The organism is Chryseobacterium sp. UF-81 (assembly GCF_058245105.1).
Window position 1 is genome coordinate 16561 of sequence record NZ_JBSIBX010000006.1, and the last position, 17325, is coordinate 33885.

Sequence of the window (17325 nt, forward strand, 5' to 3'; positions counted from 1 at the left end):
ACTGACAATGAAGATTGATAAAAGAATAATCCCGCTGGCCATAGGCGGACTGGGAATCGGAACTACGGAATTTACCGTTATGGGGCTGCTTCCTGATATAGCCAATACCTTAAAGATCACCATTCCTGAAGCAGGACATCTTATCTCGGCTTATGCGATGGGAGTTGTAATTGGCGCACCGATCCTGATCGGGTATTCTGTGAAATTTCCCCCTAAGAAAGTGCTGATGGTTTTAATGATCCTTTTCACACTGTTTAATGGACTTTCTGCGGTAGCTCCTGATTATACTACCATGCTGATCATTAGGTTTATGTCCGGGCTTCCTCACGGTGCGTTTTTCGGAGTGGGAACGGTGGTTGCAGCCAGGATGGCCGGAAAAGGAAAAGAGGCATTTTACATATCTTTAATGTTTACAGGACTTACGATCGCCAACCTGATCATGGTTCCGCTGGTTACCTATATCGGTCATGCTTATCATTGGAGACTGTATTTTGCAATTGTAGCATTCATCGGACTTTTTGCCATATTGTTTCTTAAATTATGGCTTCCTGCCACAGAGGCCAACCAGGATACCCACTTTCTGGAAGAACTTAAATTTCTTAAAAACAAACAGTCGTGGCTGGTTTTAGGAATTACGGCAATTGGGTTCGGGGGACTTTTCACATGGCTCAGCTATATCACGCCTTTAATGACAATAGTAGCAGGAATTCAGGCTAATCAGATGGCTTACGTAATGATCCTGGCAGGGGCGGGAATGGTTGTTGGAAACCTGGCCGGAGGGTTTATTTCTGACCGTTTGGGGCCTGAAAAAACATGTGTATTGTTAATCTTCCTGATGATGATTGCTCTTGCAGGTGTATTTTTCTTTGCAGACCATCAGAACATGGCGCTTATCCTGACCTTTGTATGCGGGGCATTGTCCATGTCTGTTGCCGCACCTATTAATATCATGATGATGAAAGCAGCTCCGAAGAGTGAAATGATGGCTGCGGCATTTATGCAGGCTGCATTTAATATTGCCAATGCGATGGGAGCATTTCTGGGCGGAATTCCCCTGGAATATGGTTTTTCCTTCAAATATCCTTCCTTAGTAGGAGTGGGGATGACATTCATCGGTCTGGCAATAAGTTTGAGATACAGATATCTGTACGGCAAAGAAACTGCTGCTGATAAAATAGCGGGAGAATGTGTGCCTTGTGATAAATAAATCAGTTGCTAAACTTCGTCAAAACGGTAATGGCTTACTTTTGAATAAAAAGATTTAAGATCAGCTGTATACATATAAAAAGGCTTTGTTCTGTCGTTGAACAAAGCCTTTTTTTCTTTATGGTATAATGCTAAACTTCCACTTCATTGCCGTTCTTACACCAGTAAAGTGCATTATATAAGTTTTCTTTAGGAAAGGATTTAAATTCTCCCGGCATCAGCACACTGAAAATATCCGTGAAGTTCTGTACCCCTTCTTTATCTGTAACAATAGCTGTACGGTTCCATTTTGTAAGATTTTTTAATCCTAAAAATGCGTCTTCAAGCCATGCGCCCATGGTAAAATTATCCAGATCAGTATCCAAATACAATAAGTAATTCAGCTCGCCAAACTGATCTACTTTTTCTTTTACATGAGGGATCACAAGGTTTTCAAAATCTTCTTTCGTCACATCTCCGGTCGCACTGAATGCTGCAACATTTTCCGGAGCTTCTGGAATAATCGTTATCATACTAATTATTTTAAGTGGTTGGATTTTTAAATGGGTACAATAATTGCACCATAAATTGATAAAAAATCGTTAAAATACTTATAAATGTTATTGGTTTAAATGTAATATTCAATTATGGATCTAAAATCAAACGAACCTTTCTGGCTTTTAAAAAACGGATTGACAGCTTCATATCCATCCCTGAAATCAAATAAAGACTGTGATGTATTAATTATAGGAGGTGGCATTACCGGAAGTCTTATTGCCCATCAAATGGTCAGCGACGGTTATAAAACGATCCTGATTGATAAACGTGAACTCTGTAACGGCAGTACCTCAGCAACTACTTCCATGCTGCAGTATGAAATAGATGTTCCTCTTTTTGAGCTTGAGGAGCTTATTGGTATGAAAGGAGCTGTAGAGAGTTACAAAGCCTGTTCTGATGCAATAGATAATCTCGAACAACTTTCAAAACAGATCAGGTCTGATGCAGGTTTCAAACGTAAGAAGTCTTTGTATTTCGCATCAAAAAAGAAACATGTAAGTTGGCTTAAAGATGAATACAAGGCAAGAAAAGATGCCGGATTTGATGTCAAATGGATCGAAGCAGAGAAAGTTACAGAGCAGTTTGGACTTGAAAATACATATGGTGGAATTGTGTCCAGACAGGGAGCAAGTATTGATGCCTTTAAATTTGCTCATGAATTATTTAAACATAACATAAGAAAAGGTTTAGAAATATTTGATAAGACTGAATTGACAAAGGTGGAATATCATAAAGGTTTTAATCTGGTAACGGTTGACAGCGGTTTTCAGATCAAAGCTAAAAAAGTGATCTACTGTATCGGTTATGAAAGCAAAAACCTGATCAAAGAAAACTTTGTCAATTTAAAAAGTACGTTTGCCATTGTCTCAGAAATTGATGACGACAAATTCAAAAATATTGGCAGTACGCTGGTCTGGAATACCGATGATCCTTATATTTACATGCGTACAACAGATGATGGAAGGCTCCTGATCGGTGGTGGAGATGAAGATTTCAATGATGCTGAAAAACGCGATACTCTTCTCGATAAAAAAGAGAAAGAGATCCTGAAAAACCTGAAAAAAATAAAACCCGATTATCATTTTTATACAGACTTTGTATGGGCCGGAACTTTTGGGGAAACCAAAGACGGACTGCCTTACATTGGGGAGCATAAAAAATTTAAGAATTCTTATTTTGTTCTGGGTTTCGGGGGTAATGGAATCACTTTTTCTGTTACAGGGATGGAAATGGCTTCACAATTTATGAAAAATAAAAAACACCCTCTGTCAAGGTATTTTAAGTTTGGAAGGTAGGCATCATCAGAGGTTTTAGGAATTATTTTGGATTGAAATAGCGCTTTTTTAATCTGCTCAGTGATACAGGATGCATACCTAAATAGGTTGCAAGGTCCTTAGATTTTACCCGTAATATTAATTTAGAATTTTGCTGAAGCAGCTGAAGATATCTTTCCTCAGGTGTTAAATGCAGGAAAGAATACAGATTGCCATAAATATCCATCGCAGTACTTTTCCAATACATTAAAAGTAATGCTGCAATATTGGGATGGTCTTTTATAGTATTTTCCAGATCATCATAATTGAGCAAAAACATGGTAGTCTCTTCCAGTGTTTCATAAGTAAGTGAAGAGGGGCGTTGAAGGGCTAGAATCTCCATTGAACCATATACATTATTTTCAGGTACCAGCCAGACTGTTTTATTGTTTTTATCATACACCCTGATTAAACCTTTTATCACCACTCCGACCTGGCTGATCTGCTCTCCTCTGTGTAAAATTATTTTATTAACCGGATAGGTTACTATCTGGACCATTTCCAATAATTTTTCCCTATCCGATTCGTTTAAAAAATTGTTTTGTTCAAAATAATTTTTAACATATTCATTGGATTTCATAATAAGTGTTTTTTGGCCTTACTAAATTAAAAATATTATTCTAATTTCCAATTTTTGAGATGGGTTTATATAATAAAATAGCATGTTTGTTTATTAAATTGTTAACACAAGTTAATTAATGGTTTAACTTTCGCTAATAAATGATTATTTTCATGATAATTATGATAATTTATTGATTTTTAAGAATTAAATTTATTTGACAATTCAAAATCAACAAAATCATGAAAAAGAAAAAAATTATTTCAGTATTCTTCCTCTTCTTCTTTTTAGTGGGAATTAAATGTTTTAGCCAGGTTGGCATCAATACATCAGATCCACAAGCTATGCTGGATGTTAACGGGAATATGCGTGTTCGGTCTACAGAAAAATGTCTGGGCGAATCTTGTACAGACTTTGTTTTGGTCCGCAATAATGACGGATATGTTAAGACTATTTCGAAAGATCAGCTACTGAACTCAAATCTCAAGTCATATGTTGCCGGCACGGGGATGAGCAGTATCATTTTAGTGTCTACTTCCGGGGCATCGGGTTGGGGGAAAATTTTGTTCGACAAAAAAGTTATTGATGGAAATAATGATTTTGATATAACCAATAATACATTTACTGCCCCCACAGATGGAATCTATCAGTTATATGCACAGTACAAAGTATCTTCATCGGTTTCTGCTGGCGAGTTAGGGATTGGAATATTCGTGAAAAAAGGCATGGCTGAACCTGAATTGGTTGCGGAAGAGAGTTATGTAAATATAAGCGTCTTAGGCATTCCTGTATCTCCTGCTACAAGAAAAACCCAGACTATGGTGGAATTGAAGGCCGGTGATGAGGTATATTTTGGCGCAAAAGCTTCAATTCCATCATTAGATCTTTTATCCGGAACATCATCATTATTTACCATTAATCAGGTAAAATGATATTTTTTTTTTGTCTTTGTGTTTTTTTAATGAAAAACCGCTTCATTTCGAAGCGGTTTTTCTCATAATTATAAGCTATAGCCATTTTTTTTGGCTAGTTCCAAAACAGATTTTTCAATCGCTTTTCCAAGGTCATCCGTATCTGCATTGCCCCTTTTTTTCATTTCAGCATCAATGTATTCCTGACGTTTTCCGGAGAGCTCTTCAATTTCCTTCTGGATTTTCCTGCGTTCTGCAGATTTTACAGCAACCGCTTTTTTGATTTCTTCCCTGCTTTTGCCTTTTAGCTCGGCTGGCAGCGCATCATCTTTTACTGTAGCAATAAACCCTGCATCGCTTTCAGCCTTGTCTACAAGGTCCCAATGGTCGTTTTTATAAGCATTCTTTTTAGATTTGGCTACTGTTCTTTCTACGTAATTGGAAGCCGACTGAACTTCTGCATTCCTGTCCTGCGTAACCTGCTTAAGTTTATATTCAGAACCGTGACTTCCATAATAAATGTAGGTGTCATTCAGCTTGGTATTGCATTCTGAGATTTTTACGTCATAAGGCGTTTCGATATAAATCACTTTTCTATCACTGTCGATATTGAAATACTTGCCTCCGCCTACTACAGCTCCGTTCTGCCAGAAGGTTTGCGTTCCTTCTTCTCTGTTTCCGCAGAAAATAGTATTGGTATAAATGTTTTTGTTTTTAGCTTTGGAAATGACTTCCTTGTAATTCACTTTTCCCTGGTCAAACGGTTCGTTGCCGGCAATATAAATCAGTTTCATGCTTTTTTCGTTGCTATCCCAGTTCAGGTTCATCGAGGCATCGCGGATCACGGCACCGCAATATTCACTTCCTCCGTTGGTTCTTAATGCGAATAATTTTTCGGAAACCAGATCCAGATCCTGGGTAAGGGGAGTAACCTGGCGGATATAATTTTCATCTCGGATACCGTCATTCCCATACTCATAAAGGGCGATTTCTATCTGAGGTGCCTGTCCGTTATACTTCAGGGTGGTTAAAGTATTCACAATATTCCAGAGTCTCGATTTGGCCTGGTCGATCAGTCCGTCCATACTGTTCGATGTATCCAGTAGGAGGGCAACCTGGATTTTGTTATCCTTGGATGGTACCGAAGGGTGTATTACCGAAGCATTCTGTATAAATGCTTCTCTGCCTGATGTATTGCTGTGTGAACAGTGGTTGTCTGAAAAACTGCCGGAGCTTAAAAAAACGGTGGCGGTTGTCAATGCTAGGATTTTTAAAGTTGTCATAATACTTTTTTTATGGGTTATCTGCTTTATTATTGAATCTGCATTTCTTCGGATATTTCATCTCATAAGAGAAGCTCATAGGTATATTGTTTTAATTCCTGAAGTAAAATTATCTGTATTTATGGCTGAAAATCAGAAGACTTGGTGAAGAGAGACTTTCACTTGGTGAACTTATAAAGCTGGGCTAAAACAAAAAACAGCCCTTTCGGACTGTCTTTTAAATCTGTTAATTTTAAAGGATTTCGTATCTCGTTTTGATGCTGTATTTCAACTTGATATTTTCAATATTGTCGAAAGAAAAATCTGTTGCAGCATCTGCTGCTTCAAGCTGTATATTTCTAATACTGCTTTTATAAGCTACAGGAAGAACCGTATCGCTGGTATAATCTTCAATTTCGATGATCTCAATAGGAGCTCCCGTTTTTTTGCCCATACTTTCCAGCAAATAATCTGCTTTTTCTTTTGCTGCTTTTAGAGCATTGATTTTAACGGTTTTCTTAAAGTCAGCAATTTTAGTGTTCTTTACTTCTGCAACGTTCAGGCTGCTTACCCATTTTTGGTTGAGATCTTCGAATATTTTGCTGATATTTGCTTTTGCATTGGCCTTGAACTGGTAATTTTTTGTGAATTTTCCATTTTTGGCATATACGTTTTGATACATCGATTTAAACTTGATGTCTTCATTCTTCACTCCGGAATTCTTCAATGTTTCAAACAGCTTCTTTTCATTATCTGCCAGTTCATTCTTGTTATCCGCTTTGATGCCAATGCTGAAGATGATTTCATCCGGTTCCACTTCCATTTCTGCAATACCTGTAACTTCAATTGCATTCTTCTTTACTTCCTGTGCATTCACAAAGCTTCCCAGGGTAAAAATTCCGATCAATAAAAAATGTCTCAATTTCATAATTTCTTGTTTTAAATTCTGAAGTAAAATTACTGCGATCTGAAACCGGAAATGAAAAGACTTGGTGAAATAAGGTTTTCACTTGGTGGATGGCTTTAAAAAAGACTATCCTCGTGAGAATAGTCTTTTCAGGCTTTTTAAAACGTTTTAAAACATTAAGATAAATGAAAGATGTAAGGTTACTAAGAAAAAATCAAATGATTTTTAAGCTGTATGCCTTAAAGCGAAGCTAAAACTTAATACTCTTAAAAGCTTAACAAGAATCTTAATGGTTCAAAAATTAAGTTTAATAGATAAAGTAAACCTTCGAAATTTTATCATTTTTAATCTCGTAAATCGCCGTCGCTTCCGTTTTCACACCAGGTCTCAGCCCTGAAACGCTCTCTTTATCAATAACAGAATTAAGATTAACGATCCTCTGTTTGATCTCACAGTGCAGATCCGGATATTTATCAAACATTGTAGAGTAGGTTTTTCTCATCGCTTCTTTTCCTTTGCTGATCAGCTTTCCCGGAAATAAATACAGCTCCACATCCTCTGCATAAGGTTCAAGAAAAGCTTCAATATTTCTCGCATTATAGGCATTGACCTGTTGCTGGGCCAGAGACTCCGGAGTCACTTTTATAATTTTCTCCCGGTCTACAGGCAGGCCATTTTTGATAACCTGATCGATTTTCGTAAGATGCTCGAGGTTATCAACCGGATTGGCATTGAGTAAAACAAAATCGGCGGTTTTGCCAGCTTCTATACTGCCATACTCATTATCTTTATTAAGGATCTTCGCAGGAATGATGGTTGCAGACTGAAGAATCTGCCATGCGTTCATACCACTTTCTTTCATTGCTTTAAGTTCTGCAAGAAAGGATGACGCATGCTGTGTTCCTATATTTCCGGCATCGGTACCGGCAGCGAGCATTACCCCTCCGTCAGCCAGTTTTTTAAGATTGACTTTTCGGATAGAATCTGTTTTTGAAATATAGGCTTTTATCTTAGGATCACTGAACCGTGCTTTACTTTTATTGAGCATCGCAGAATCTGAGGTTTGTACAAGATGCTTCAGATCATACATCGATCCGATGCTTTCAGGATTGGAGTTTTCCAGTTCATAGGTATTGTAGACTTTCTTTTGCCCATAGGTGTCATAATAATTATCCATTACCGTAAGGGTAGGGCTTACAATGACTTTTTTTGTTTTTAAAAGCTTTACAAAATCATCAGAAACAATTTCATCTTCTATATTATGGACCAGAAAATCGGCACCGTTCCGTACTGCAATTTCTGCGGTGAAACGTTCTGTAGCGTGAACGGCTACTTTTAAATTATTTCTGTGGGCTTCATCAATGACCGCTTTTATAGTTGGCTCCAGTTTCTTTGCCTGCTCTTTCTTTTTTTCAGCATCTCCAGTTACGATATACCATATTTTTATAAAATCAGGTTTGTACGGAAGCTGTTCCTGCACCAGCTTTTTAGCGTCATCTATGGACAGAAGTATTCTGAAAGGTTCATTTTTATCAAGGTTTTTAAAAACTTCAGGCTCATAAGTGGTAATGAGTGGTCCTGACATATACACTGATGGAAGACGCTCATTTACTTTCAGTGAATCTCTAAGTTTCAACAAATTGTAAGTGGCGCCCGGATCAATGACTGAGGTAATTCCCATTTTAAGATAATGCTGCAGAAGATCTTCCATATTATTATGGCTCCAGCTGATCTCTTTTTCATAAGGAACATGTTTTCTGAGATCAAGGGCATCCGGTCTTGTATACAGGCCTCCGCTCTGGAAAAAATGGACGTGTGCATCTGTCATTCCGGGAATCAGGTATTTACCTTCACCATTAATGACATGTGAATTCTGGGGAATTTTGACCTGTTTGCTGGGTTTTACTGAGGTAATGATTCCTCCATTCATAACCACAGTTTGGGAAGGGATCATTTTTTTGTGAACAACATCAGCAACTGTTACATTCTGAATATAGATCTGTGCACTCAAACTGCTTATGGAGAATAGAGTTGTCAGTAGGATCTGAAGTTTTTTATTCATGATTTCAGTGTAAAGTAATAACACAAATATAATGAAAGCCTCACTGTATTTTGTTATACAATTTTCAGAACCATTTAAAAATGAAAACTTTGCTTATTTGATGGAGTAAACTGTGTGAAATGAAGTTTTCACTTGGTAAAGAATAGGAAAGGATACCTAAAGTTTTACTTACTTTGCATTCAAGATCCGAAATCCGTGAAATTAGTTTTTAAAATACTGTTTATCTTCATTCTTGCTGCAGGAAACTTCTGTTCAGCACAGGATTCCACGCGGGTTACTCAGGCCTACAAATCTGCAGTCAGACTCAAAAAAGCAGTAGACAACAACGATAACAAAGGCGTTGCCGATACCTATGTAGGAATTGCTAATGATTACTACAATCAGGGAAACTATGCTAAAAGCGAAGAGTTTTTAGTCAAGGCCAGAACGATTTACAAAAATCTTAACGACAAGAAGAATCTGGAATCTGTCACCCGGAAAATTGCCCAGTCACAAGAAAAGCAGAACAAAATAACGCCTGCCATCAGCAATTACAGCATGGCAGCCGAGATGAGCTATACTGAAAAAAGCAGGGCTGTGAACGCCAATGATGTGGCAAGGCTTTCTTCTCCAACGCCCGAACAGAAAGCGGAAGCCATCCAGGAGAATATCAATATTGGTCTTAAAACAAAAGATAAAGGTGATCTGGCAGCAAGTTACAGCCAGATGGCAGATGTCAATATACAACAGAAAGATATCCCCAGGGCGGAAGAAAACCTCAACAATGCTTATGTTCTCACTAAAAAAGAGGCTCCTCAGCAGGCATTGGAAATCAATCAGAAGCTGACTGATTTCTACGTTGAAAACAGAAATTTCGAAAAAGCCATTGAAGCCAAAAAGAAAGTCCTGAAAGAAGATTTTGTAAAAGAAAATTCACAGGAAAAAGTCAACCAGATCCAGGAGCTGGCTGATATTTACATTAAAAAAAATGATCCTGAAGAAGCCGTTGCCTTGTTAAAAAATGCCTACGGAATAGCCCTTGAAAAAGGACATACGCTTGAAGCCCAGAAAAGTGTAAAAAGGCTTGACAGTCTTTACAATATATCAGGAAATACCGATGCTTCGGTTTCGCTGTACAGGGATTTTCTCGGGAAACTTCCCGGTTTGGTTTCCAAGGACAGAAGTCTGGTTGATAATAAAATTCTGGAAGACACTGAACAGAAGATCTCACAGCTTGAAAAAGAAAAAGAGCTGAAAGACCAGCTTATCCGAAGAAAAAATGTCTTTAATTACAGTCTGATCGGAGCTCTGATTCTGTTGACCGGTCTGGTTATCTTTATTTTCAGAATGCTGAAGAAAGTTCAGATCAAAAATAAAAAGATTGCCCTCCAGTCATTGCGACGTGAAATGAATCCGCATTTTATCTTTAACAGCTTAAACAGTGTCAATCATTTTATAGCCACCAATAATGAAATGGAAGCCAATCAGTATCTGACGAAATTTTCAAAACTGATGCGCGGTGTAATGGAAAATTCTGCCGAAGATTTCATTCCTCTTCAGCAGGAGCTGGATCTGCTTCAAAATTATCTTGCCCTTGAAAAAACCCGTTTTGCCGACAAATTTGATTATGAAGTTGATGTAGACGAAAGCCTGAACATGCACAGCCTCAAAGTTCCCGGAATGCTTGTTCAGCCATTCCTTGAAAATGCAGTCTGGCATGGATTACGCTACAGAAGTGAGAAAGGATTTTTGAAATTAAGTTTTGAAAAAGCATCCCAACATTTAAAAATCACGATTGAAGATAACGGAATAGGTATTGAAGAGAGTAAAAAACAGAAAACCCATCACCAGAAGTCAAGAGAAGGCCGTGGCATGAAAAATACACTGGAAAGGATTCAGCTCCTGAATGATCTTTATAAAAAAGATATTACCTGTTCGGTAAAAGACAAAGAAAACAGCAGTGGAGTCTTGGTGACCATCAAAATTAATATTATTTAAAGAAATTATGGCTTAAAAGCTTCATGCCACAGAAGTATCAATAAACATATTCAGCACCCAAACCCGCCAGCTATTATCTGCAACCTCTAACCTGAAAAAAATGAAAATAAAATCCGTAATTGTAGACGACGAAATTATAGCAAGAGAAGTTCTCAGAAATTATATCACGAAATACTGCCCGCAAATAGAAATTGTGGGCGAGGCGGAAAACATTAAAGAGGCCGTTCCCTTAATCACTGAAAAACAACCGCAACTGGTCTTTCTTGACGTAGAAATGCCTTTCGGGAATGCCTTTGATGTGTTGGAAGCTACCAAAGAATTTTCCTACGAAACTATTTTCATTACAGCATTTTCTCAATACTCCCTGCAGGCGCTTAATAAATCTGCAAGTTATTATATTTTAAAGCCCATTGATATCCAGGAACTTATTCTTGCAGTGAATAAAGTAGCGGAAAGTCTGGAAAAGAAAGAGGAGCTCAACCGTAATAAAATACTCCTCGAAAATTTAAAATTAAAGCCAGAAAAACAGCAGCTGATTCTCCCGACACTCCAGGGATTTGATGTTGTAAAAACTGAAGATATCCTAAGGCTGCAGGCAGATGGAAATTTTACACAGGTTTATCTTACCGATGGCTCAAAAAAAATGGTCTGCCGTTTCCTGAAACATTTCGATGATCTGCTGGAAAACCCTTTTGTAAGAGTACACCGCTCTCATATCATCAATGCTGAGTTTGTGAAATCCTACCATAAAAGTGGAACTGTGATGCTTTCAGATGATACGGAGATTGAGGTTTCAGGCAGTTTTAAAGATAATTTCCTGAAGGTATTTTCCTAGAATTATCTTTCCTTAACAGCTTAAAGGCATTATTTTTGAAGTTTTCACCGCAATCACGCAAATATTCCAATTATGAAAACTTTTCAGAAAATTGCTGTTCCCATCACATTAGGTGTTCTGGGACTGATTATTTACAATTCCTGTTCTCCCGGAATTACAAAAGGAGCTGTTGCCATTAATAACTTTGATGCTAAAAAATATCTCGGAAGGTGGTATGAAATTGCCCGTTTCGATTACAGATTCGAGAAAAATATGGATAACGTCACCGCCGAATACTCCGAAAATCCAAACGGGTCCATCCGTGTCCGAAATAAAGGTTATGATTACGTTAAAAAAGAATGGAAAGAATCCATCGGTGAAGCCTGGTTTGTAAAAGATAAAACCGAAGCCCGCCTTAAAGTTTCATTTTTCAAGCCGATCTGGGCTGGTTATAATGTTATTGATATCGACGAAGATTATCAATATGCCCTGGTGGCAGGAAGCAGCGTAAAATACCTGTGGATCTTATCCAGGACAACTTCAATTCCCGAAAGTATAAGACAGCGTTTCATCGAAAAAGCAAAAAGAATAGGGTATAATACTGATGAGCTTATTTGGGTGAGGCATAATGAGTAATTTGAGAATCTAGAGTCAAAAGTCAAGATTTTAGATGCAAGATATTAGCCATTACTTCTGGTGATTTCGGAATATTCAGTCAACAGATATTATCCTTTAAATATTTTTGGACTCAGCACTTCTTTTAAGTCCCGCAACTTATCATTACTTTAAATCCTAAACTTTAGGACATTCAAAACTTATGTTCTGCAGGAAGCATGATCATATTTTGTCATCAACAAATAATTATAGTTTTAAACAGTATCAGCCAAAGATAGAAAAAATCATTTTTATGTTGTCATAGCCACAGATTTTCACGTCATTTGTAGGACATTTCTTTCAAGAATTTATATATGGAAAAAGCTGTTCTGATTACTATCGGTGATGAAATCCTTTCCGGAAACACCATTGATACCAATTCTAATTTTATTGCCGGAGAACTTAAAAATATAGGCATACAGGTTACACAGATCCTTACAATTTCAGATGAGATTGCCATTATTAAAAATACTTTAAAAGCTGCTTTTGAAATTGGAGATCTTGTTATTACAACAGGCGGATTGGGACCGACAAGAGATGATAAAACCAAAAAAGCACTGGCAGAATTTTTCAATGACGAAATTGCTTTGGATGAGGTCACTTTCAACCATCTTAAAAACTATATGGAAAGGCGCGGCCGGCTGGATATTCTTGAGAGAAACAGAGAACAGGCTTTTGTTCCTACAAAATCTATTGTTTTCCAAAATCATTTTGGAACGGCACCATGCATGATGATGGAGCAGGACGGAAAATTATGTTTCAGCCTTCCCGGGGTTCCTTATGAAGTGAAACCGCTGATCAGGGACCAGATTATTCCTTATTTAAAAGAAAAATTCAATCTTTATTATATCCATACCAGGATCGTTTCTGTGGTGGGCATTCCCGAAAGTATTCTTGCAGATATGATTGAAGACTGGGAACTTGCGCTCCCTGAAAACCTTGCCTTGTCTTATCTGCCCGTAGGAACCCGTGTAAAACTGAGATTGACAGCTTCAGGAGAAAATGAAGCTGCTTTGAAACAGCAGGCAGAAGATGAGATCCAGAAGCTCCTTCCCTTGGTACAGGACCATGTGATTGCAGTAACTGAAGACAAAATAGAGAAAATCCTGGCAGAGATCCTTAATGAAAGAAAACTTACCATTTCCACGGCAGAAAGCTGTACCGGAGGAGAGCTTGCAAAAATGATCACCTCCAATTCCGGAAGCTCAAAATATTTTATCGGCGGAATAGTACCTTACGCCACAGAAAAGAAAGTAGAAATTTTAAAAGTTTCTCAAAAAACCATAGATCAGTTCACAGTCGTAAGTGAACAGGTGGCCAGTGAAATGGCAGAAGGCTGCCAGAAATTATTTGGTGCCGATATTTCCCTGTCTACAACTGGTGTTGCGGGACCGGGTAAAGGTGAAGACGGCAAAGAAGTGGGAACGGTTTTCTATACCATTCGGATAAAAGACAAGGAATCTACCTCAAAATTATATATGCCTCATCTGGACAGACTGGACTTCATGTATTTCGTTTCCCAGAAAATTCTTCAGGATTTGGTAGGACTTCTTATAAATACTTAGAAGTCAATTCATTTTTTAATTTTATTTTAATTAAAATCGATGCTCTTTTTCACGCTTTTTGAAATCCCCATGATAAATTTCATAACGTGGAAAATTCAAAACAGATTTTTCAGACTGACAGTAAAAAACGCTGGAGAGGCGTACAGTGGGGCAGCCGTATTTTTATTTTCGTTGCAGTATTGCTTATCCTTGCTTTGGGGCTGATGATGAAGCTCGACAAAAGCCCGAAAATACCTTTCAAAGAAGATTATAAAGCAGTAATGACTGCCAGTAAACCTTACCTGCAGGAAAATAAAATTTCCAAAGAATACAAAGGTTTCAGAAGTTTTATTTCTGAAAAAACAATGCATACCAATCTTGCTAAAATTCAGCAGGCAAGAGTTGAAAGATTAAAAAACCAGAATAAAAGCTGGTCTCAGTTTCCGGGAGGCATCCGTTCAGCATTCTATGTAGCCTGGGACCCACAGTCGCTGATGTCTCTGAAAAGAAATATCAGGCATATCAATCTCGTTTTCCCCGAATGGTTCTTCCTTGATCCTAAATCAGGGGATTTAAAGACCAATGTAGATCCTGAAGGCTATAAAATTATCAAAAGAACCGGAGTTGCAGCAATGCCTATTTTAAGCAACAATGCTGACAGGGAATTCCGTTCCGAAGGACTTGGGAAAGTACTGAGAGATCCGGAGAAAAGAACAGTGCTTATCCGGAAACTTGCGCAGCAGTGCCAGAAATTTCATTTCAAGGGGATCAATATTGACTTTGAAGATATGAACCTGGATTCCGACGAATATCTTATTGCTTTTATGAAAGAACTTTCAGAAACGTTCAAACAAAACAGACTGTTGGTTACCATGGATATCATGACCGATAATGATGATTACAATATCCGGAAACTGAATCCTTACGTAGATTACTTCATCCTGATGGCTTATGACGAATATGCGGAGGACAGTGATGCAGGCCCGGTTTCTTCACAAAAATGGATAGAAGCCCAAACAGAAAAAATCCTTAAGAAAACCTCTCCGGAAAAAGTAATTCTTGGGTTGGGAGCATATGGCTATGACTGGAGTACCAACAAAGAAGACAATACATCCGTTACCTATATGCAGGCCATTACAAAAGCCAGCGCAAGTAAAGCTGCGATTAACTTTGATGATAATACATTCAACTTAAATTACTCCTACACAGATTCTAAAAATAATACCCACACCGTATTTTTCAACGATGCCGCCTCAGTTTTCAATACCATGCGTTTTTCCTCCGAATATCCGCTGGCGGGAACTGCAGTCTGGAGACTGGGCAGTGAAGACAGCAGGATCTGGGATTTTTATGATAAGGATCTTACATTGGCAGGCCTGTCCAGGCTTAATCTGAAAGAACTGGAAAATGTAAAAGGTCAAACGATGGTAGACTATATCGGCGACGGAGAAGTATTGGATGTTTTGAATACCCCTCACGACGGAAAAATTGCCCTGGAAATCGATTCCAAAGAAAAAATAATTACAGATGAAAACTATATCACCTATCCAAGCTCTTATGAAGTGAGAAAATATGGGGAAGCACCACAGAAAGACCTTGTACTGACTTTTGATGATGGTCCGGATGAAACATACACCCCGCAAATTTTAGATGTATTGTCAAAATACCATGTTCCGGCTGCATTTTTTCTCGTAGGGCTCAATGCTGAAAGAAACCTTCCGCTGGTTAAACGCATTTACCGTGAAGGCCACGAAATAGGAAACCATACTTTCACTCATGAAAATGTAGCAAAAGTAAGCCCGGAAAGAGCATTACTGGAAATGAAATTGACAAGACTGCTTATAGAATGTGTAACGGGCCATAGCACTATTCTGTTCAGGGCACCTTATAATGCGGATTCCGAACCTACCACTTCCGAAGAAATAATTCCTGTAGCGCTGGCAAGACAGCAAAACTACCTCGATATCGGAGAAAATATTGACCCTGAAGACTGGCAGCCCGGAATCAAGGCAGATGAGATCATAAAACGGGTTATGGCAGGTATTAAGCAGCAGCGGGGAAATATTATCCTTCTGCATGATGCAGGCGGAGATACAAGAGAAGAAACGGTAAAAGCCCTTAAAACCTTAATTCCGGCACTTCAGAAACAAGGTTATCATTTTACGAATCTTGCCAGTATTCTGCATAAAAACAAAAATGTGCTGATGCCGGAAGTTCCTAAAACAAGATCTTATTATATCATGCAGCTTAATCTGGTCCTCGCTACGGTAATCTATGAAATAAGTCATTTTCTGGTGGCTCTTTTCACCATTTTTATCGGCTTAGGTCTGATAAGGTTGATATTGATGATGTATTGGGCCTTTAAAGAAAGAAAAAAAGAAAAATTGTTGGGCGATTTCCCTGTTTTGGAAACTTATCCGAAAGTATCCATCATTGTACCTGCCTATAATGAAGAAGTAAATATTGTTTCTTCCCTGGATAATTTATTAAAACAAACCTATCCCAACTTTGATATCATCATGGTAGATGACGGAAGTAAGGATTCAACCTATCAGAAAGCAAAAGAAGCGTTTCCCGACCATCCGAAACTGAAAATTTTCACGAAATCAAACGGCGGAAAAGCCACAGCGCTGAACTTTGGGATTTCCCGGACTGATGCGGAATATGTGGTTTGTATTGATGCAGACACCAAGCTTCAATATGATGCTGTAAAATATCTGATTGCCAGATTTTTAAATTCAGATCCTGATGAAAAAATCGCTGCAGTGGCAGGGAATGTAAAAGTAGGAAACACAGTGAACTGGCTCACCAGATGGCAGTCGATAGAATATACCACAAGTCAGAATTTCGACAGGCTGGCATATGCTTATATCAATGCCGTGACAGTAATTCCCGGTGCGATCGGAGCATTTAAAAAATCCGTGATCATCGAAGCAGGCGGATATTCTACGGATACCCTGGCAGAAGACTGCGATATTACCGTGAAAATTTTAAGGGATGGATATACTGTTGCCAATGAAAACAGAGCGGTTGCCGTAACCGAAGCTCCTGAAAGTGTGAAACAGTTTTTAAAACAACGGTTCCGCTGGACTTATGGGATTATGCAGATGTTCTGGAAACAGCGCCAGACATTTCTCAATCCAAAATATAAAGGACTTGGGCTTTGGGCAATGCCGAACATCTTACTGTTTCAATATATCATTCCGTTCTTTTCACCTCTGGCAGACCTGATCATGTTCTTTGGAATTTTATCCGGAAATGGCGGAAAAATATTCACTTATTATCTGATTTTCCTTTTGGTAGATGCATCTCTGGCTTTGGTCGCCTTTATTATGCAGCGGGAGAAACTGACTCATCTGTTGTATGTTATTCCGCAGAGGTTCGGATACAGATGGCTGATGTATATTGTATTGTTCAGAAGCCTGAGAAAAGCGTTGAAAGGGGAAATGCAGTCATGGGGATTTTTAAAAAGAACGGGAAATGTAAAAGAGATAGCGGCTTCCTGATATTTGTTTAAATTTGTTATTGATAAAAAGTAACAAATTGTAAAAACAACAGACCTATTATAAAATTTGCTAT

Annotated in this window: 13 protein-coding genes; 8 read left to right on the top strand and 5 right to left on the bottom strand. The window is 38.2% G+C overall.

Annotated elements, in window-relative coordinates:
- The first annotated feature begins 7 nt into the window (after positions 1-7).
- A complete protein-coding gene (locus tag AC4IFE_RS10020; protein ID WP_490756757.1) occupies positions 8-1207 on the top strand; it encodes an MFS transporter in 1200 nt (399 codons plus the stop codon).
- Positions 1208-1337: 130 nt separating this feature from the next.
- On the opposite strand, the gene AC4IFE_RS10025 is transcribed toward AC4IFE_RS10020, so the two are convergent.
- Positions 1338-1718 (bottom strand): SpoIIAA family protein, encoded by a 381-nt coding sequence (locus tag AC4IFE_RS10025; RefSeq protein WP_116012446.1) that lies wholly within the window; start codon positions 1716-1718, stop codon positions 1338-1340.
- 114 nt (positions 1719-1832) lie between these two features.
- On the opposite strand from AC4IFE_RS10025, the gene AC4IFE_RS10030 reads away from it, so the two are divergent.
- Positions 1833-3038: an NAD(P)/FAD-dependent oxidoreductase gene (locus AC4IFE_RS10030; RefSeq protein ID WP_490756758.1), complete on the top strand. Its 1206-nt coding sequence runs from the start codon at positions 1833-1835 to the stop codon at positions 3036-3038.
- A 22-nt stretch (positions 3039-3060) separates the two neighbouring features.
- Here AC4IFE_RS10030 and AC4IFE_RS10035 read toward each other — a convergent pair whose 3' ends face one another.
- Positions 3061-3555, bottom strand: a complete 495-nt coding sequence (locus AC4IFE_RS10035; RefSeq protein ID WP_490756759.1) for a Crp/Fnr family transcriptional regulator — start codon at positions 3553-3555, stop codon at positions 3061-3063.
- 302 nt (positions 3556-3857) lie between these two features.
- Between AC4IFE_RS10035 and AC4IFE_RS10040 the strand changes: the two genes are divergently transcribed.
- The gene (locus AC4IFE_RS10040) at positions 3858-4547 is read left to right on the top strand and encodes a C1q-like domain-containing protein (protein ID WP_490756760.1); all 690 of its coding nucleotides are present in this window, start codon (positions 3858-3860) and stop codon (positions 4545-4547) included.
- A gap of 68 nt (positions 4548-4615) precedes the next feature.
- On the opposite strand, the gene AC4IFE_RS10045 is transcribed toward AC4IFE_RS10040, so the two are convergent.
- The 3 genes from AC4IFE_RS10045 to AC4IFE_RS10055 form a co-directional block, all read right to left on the bottom strand.
- Positions 4616-5809, bottom strand: coding sequence for a VWA domain-containing protein (locus AC4IFE_RS10045; protein WP_490756762.1), 1194 nt, complete (start codon positions 5807-5809; stop codon positions 4616-4618).
- A gap of 232 nt (positions 5810-6041) precedes the next feature.
- Entirely contained in the window at positions 6042-6716 is a 675-nt protein-coding gene (locus tag AC4IFE_RS10050) for an SIMPL domain-containing protein (RefSeq protein ID WP_490756763.1), read from the bottom strand.
- A gap of 286 nt (positions 6717-7002) precedes the next feature.
- Positions 7003-8757: an amidohydrolase family protein gene (locus tag AC4IFE_RS10055; RefSeq protein WP_490756765.1), complete on the bottom strand. Its 1755-nt coding sequence runs from the start codon at positions 8755-8757 to the stop codon at positions 7003-7005.
- 195 nt (positions 8758-8952) lie between these two features.
- Between AC4IFE_RS10055 and AC4IFE_RS10060 the strand changes: the two genes are divergently transcribed.
- From AC4IFE_RS10060 to AC4IFE_RS10080, 5 genes are all read left to right on the top strand, one after another.
- Positions 8953-10734 (top strand): tetratricopeptide repeat-containing sensor histidine kinase, encoded by a 1782-nt coding sequence (locus tag AC4IFE_RS10060; protein WP_490756767.1) that lies wholly within the window; start codon positions 8953-8955, stop codon positions 10732-10734.
- A 100-nt stretch (positions 10735-10834) separates the two neighbouring features.
- On the top strand, positions 10835-11569 hold the full coding sequence (locus tag AC4IFE_RS10065; RefSeq protein WP_490756768.1) for a LytR/AlgR family response regulator transcription factor: 735 nt from the start codon (positions 10835-10837) through the stop codon (positions 11567-11569).
- Between the two features lie 72 nt (positions 11570-11641).
- Entirely contained in the window at positions 11642-12184 is a 543-nt protein-coding gene (locus tag AC4IFE_RS10070) for a lipocalin family protein (protein ID WP_490756769.1), read from the top strand.
- A gap of 332 nt (positions 12185-12516) precedes the next feature.
- The gene (locus AC4IFE_RS10075) at positions 12517-13767 is read left to right on the top strand and encodes a CinA family nicotinamide mononucleotide deamidase-related protein (protein ID WP_490756771.1); all 1251 of its coding nucleotides are present in this window, start codon (positions 12517-12519) and stop codon (positions 13765-13767) included.
- Positions 13768-13853: 86 nt separating this feature from the next.
- Positions 13854-17252 carry a trifunctional glycoside hydrolase family 18/polysaccharide deacetylase/glycosyltransferase family 2 protein gene (locus tag AC4IFE_RS10080; RefSeq protein WP_490756773.1) on the top strand — a complete coding sequence of 1133 codons (3399 nt, stop codon included), beginning with the start codon at positions 13854-13856 and terminating at the stop codon, positions 17250-17252.
- The last annotated feature ends 73 nt before the right edge of the window (positions 17253-17325 follow it).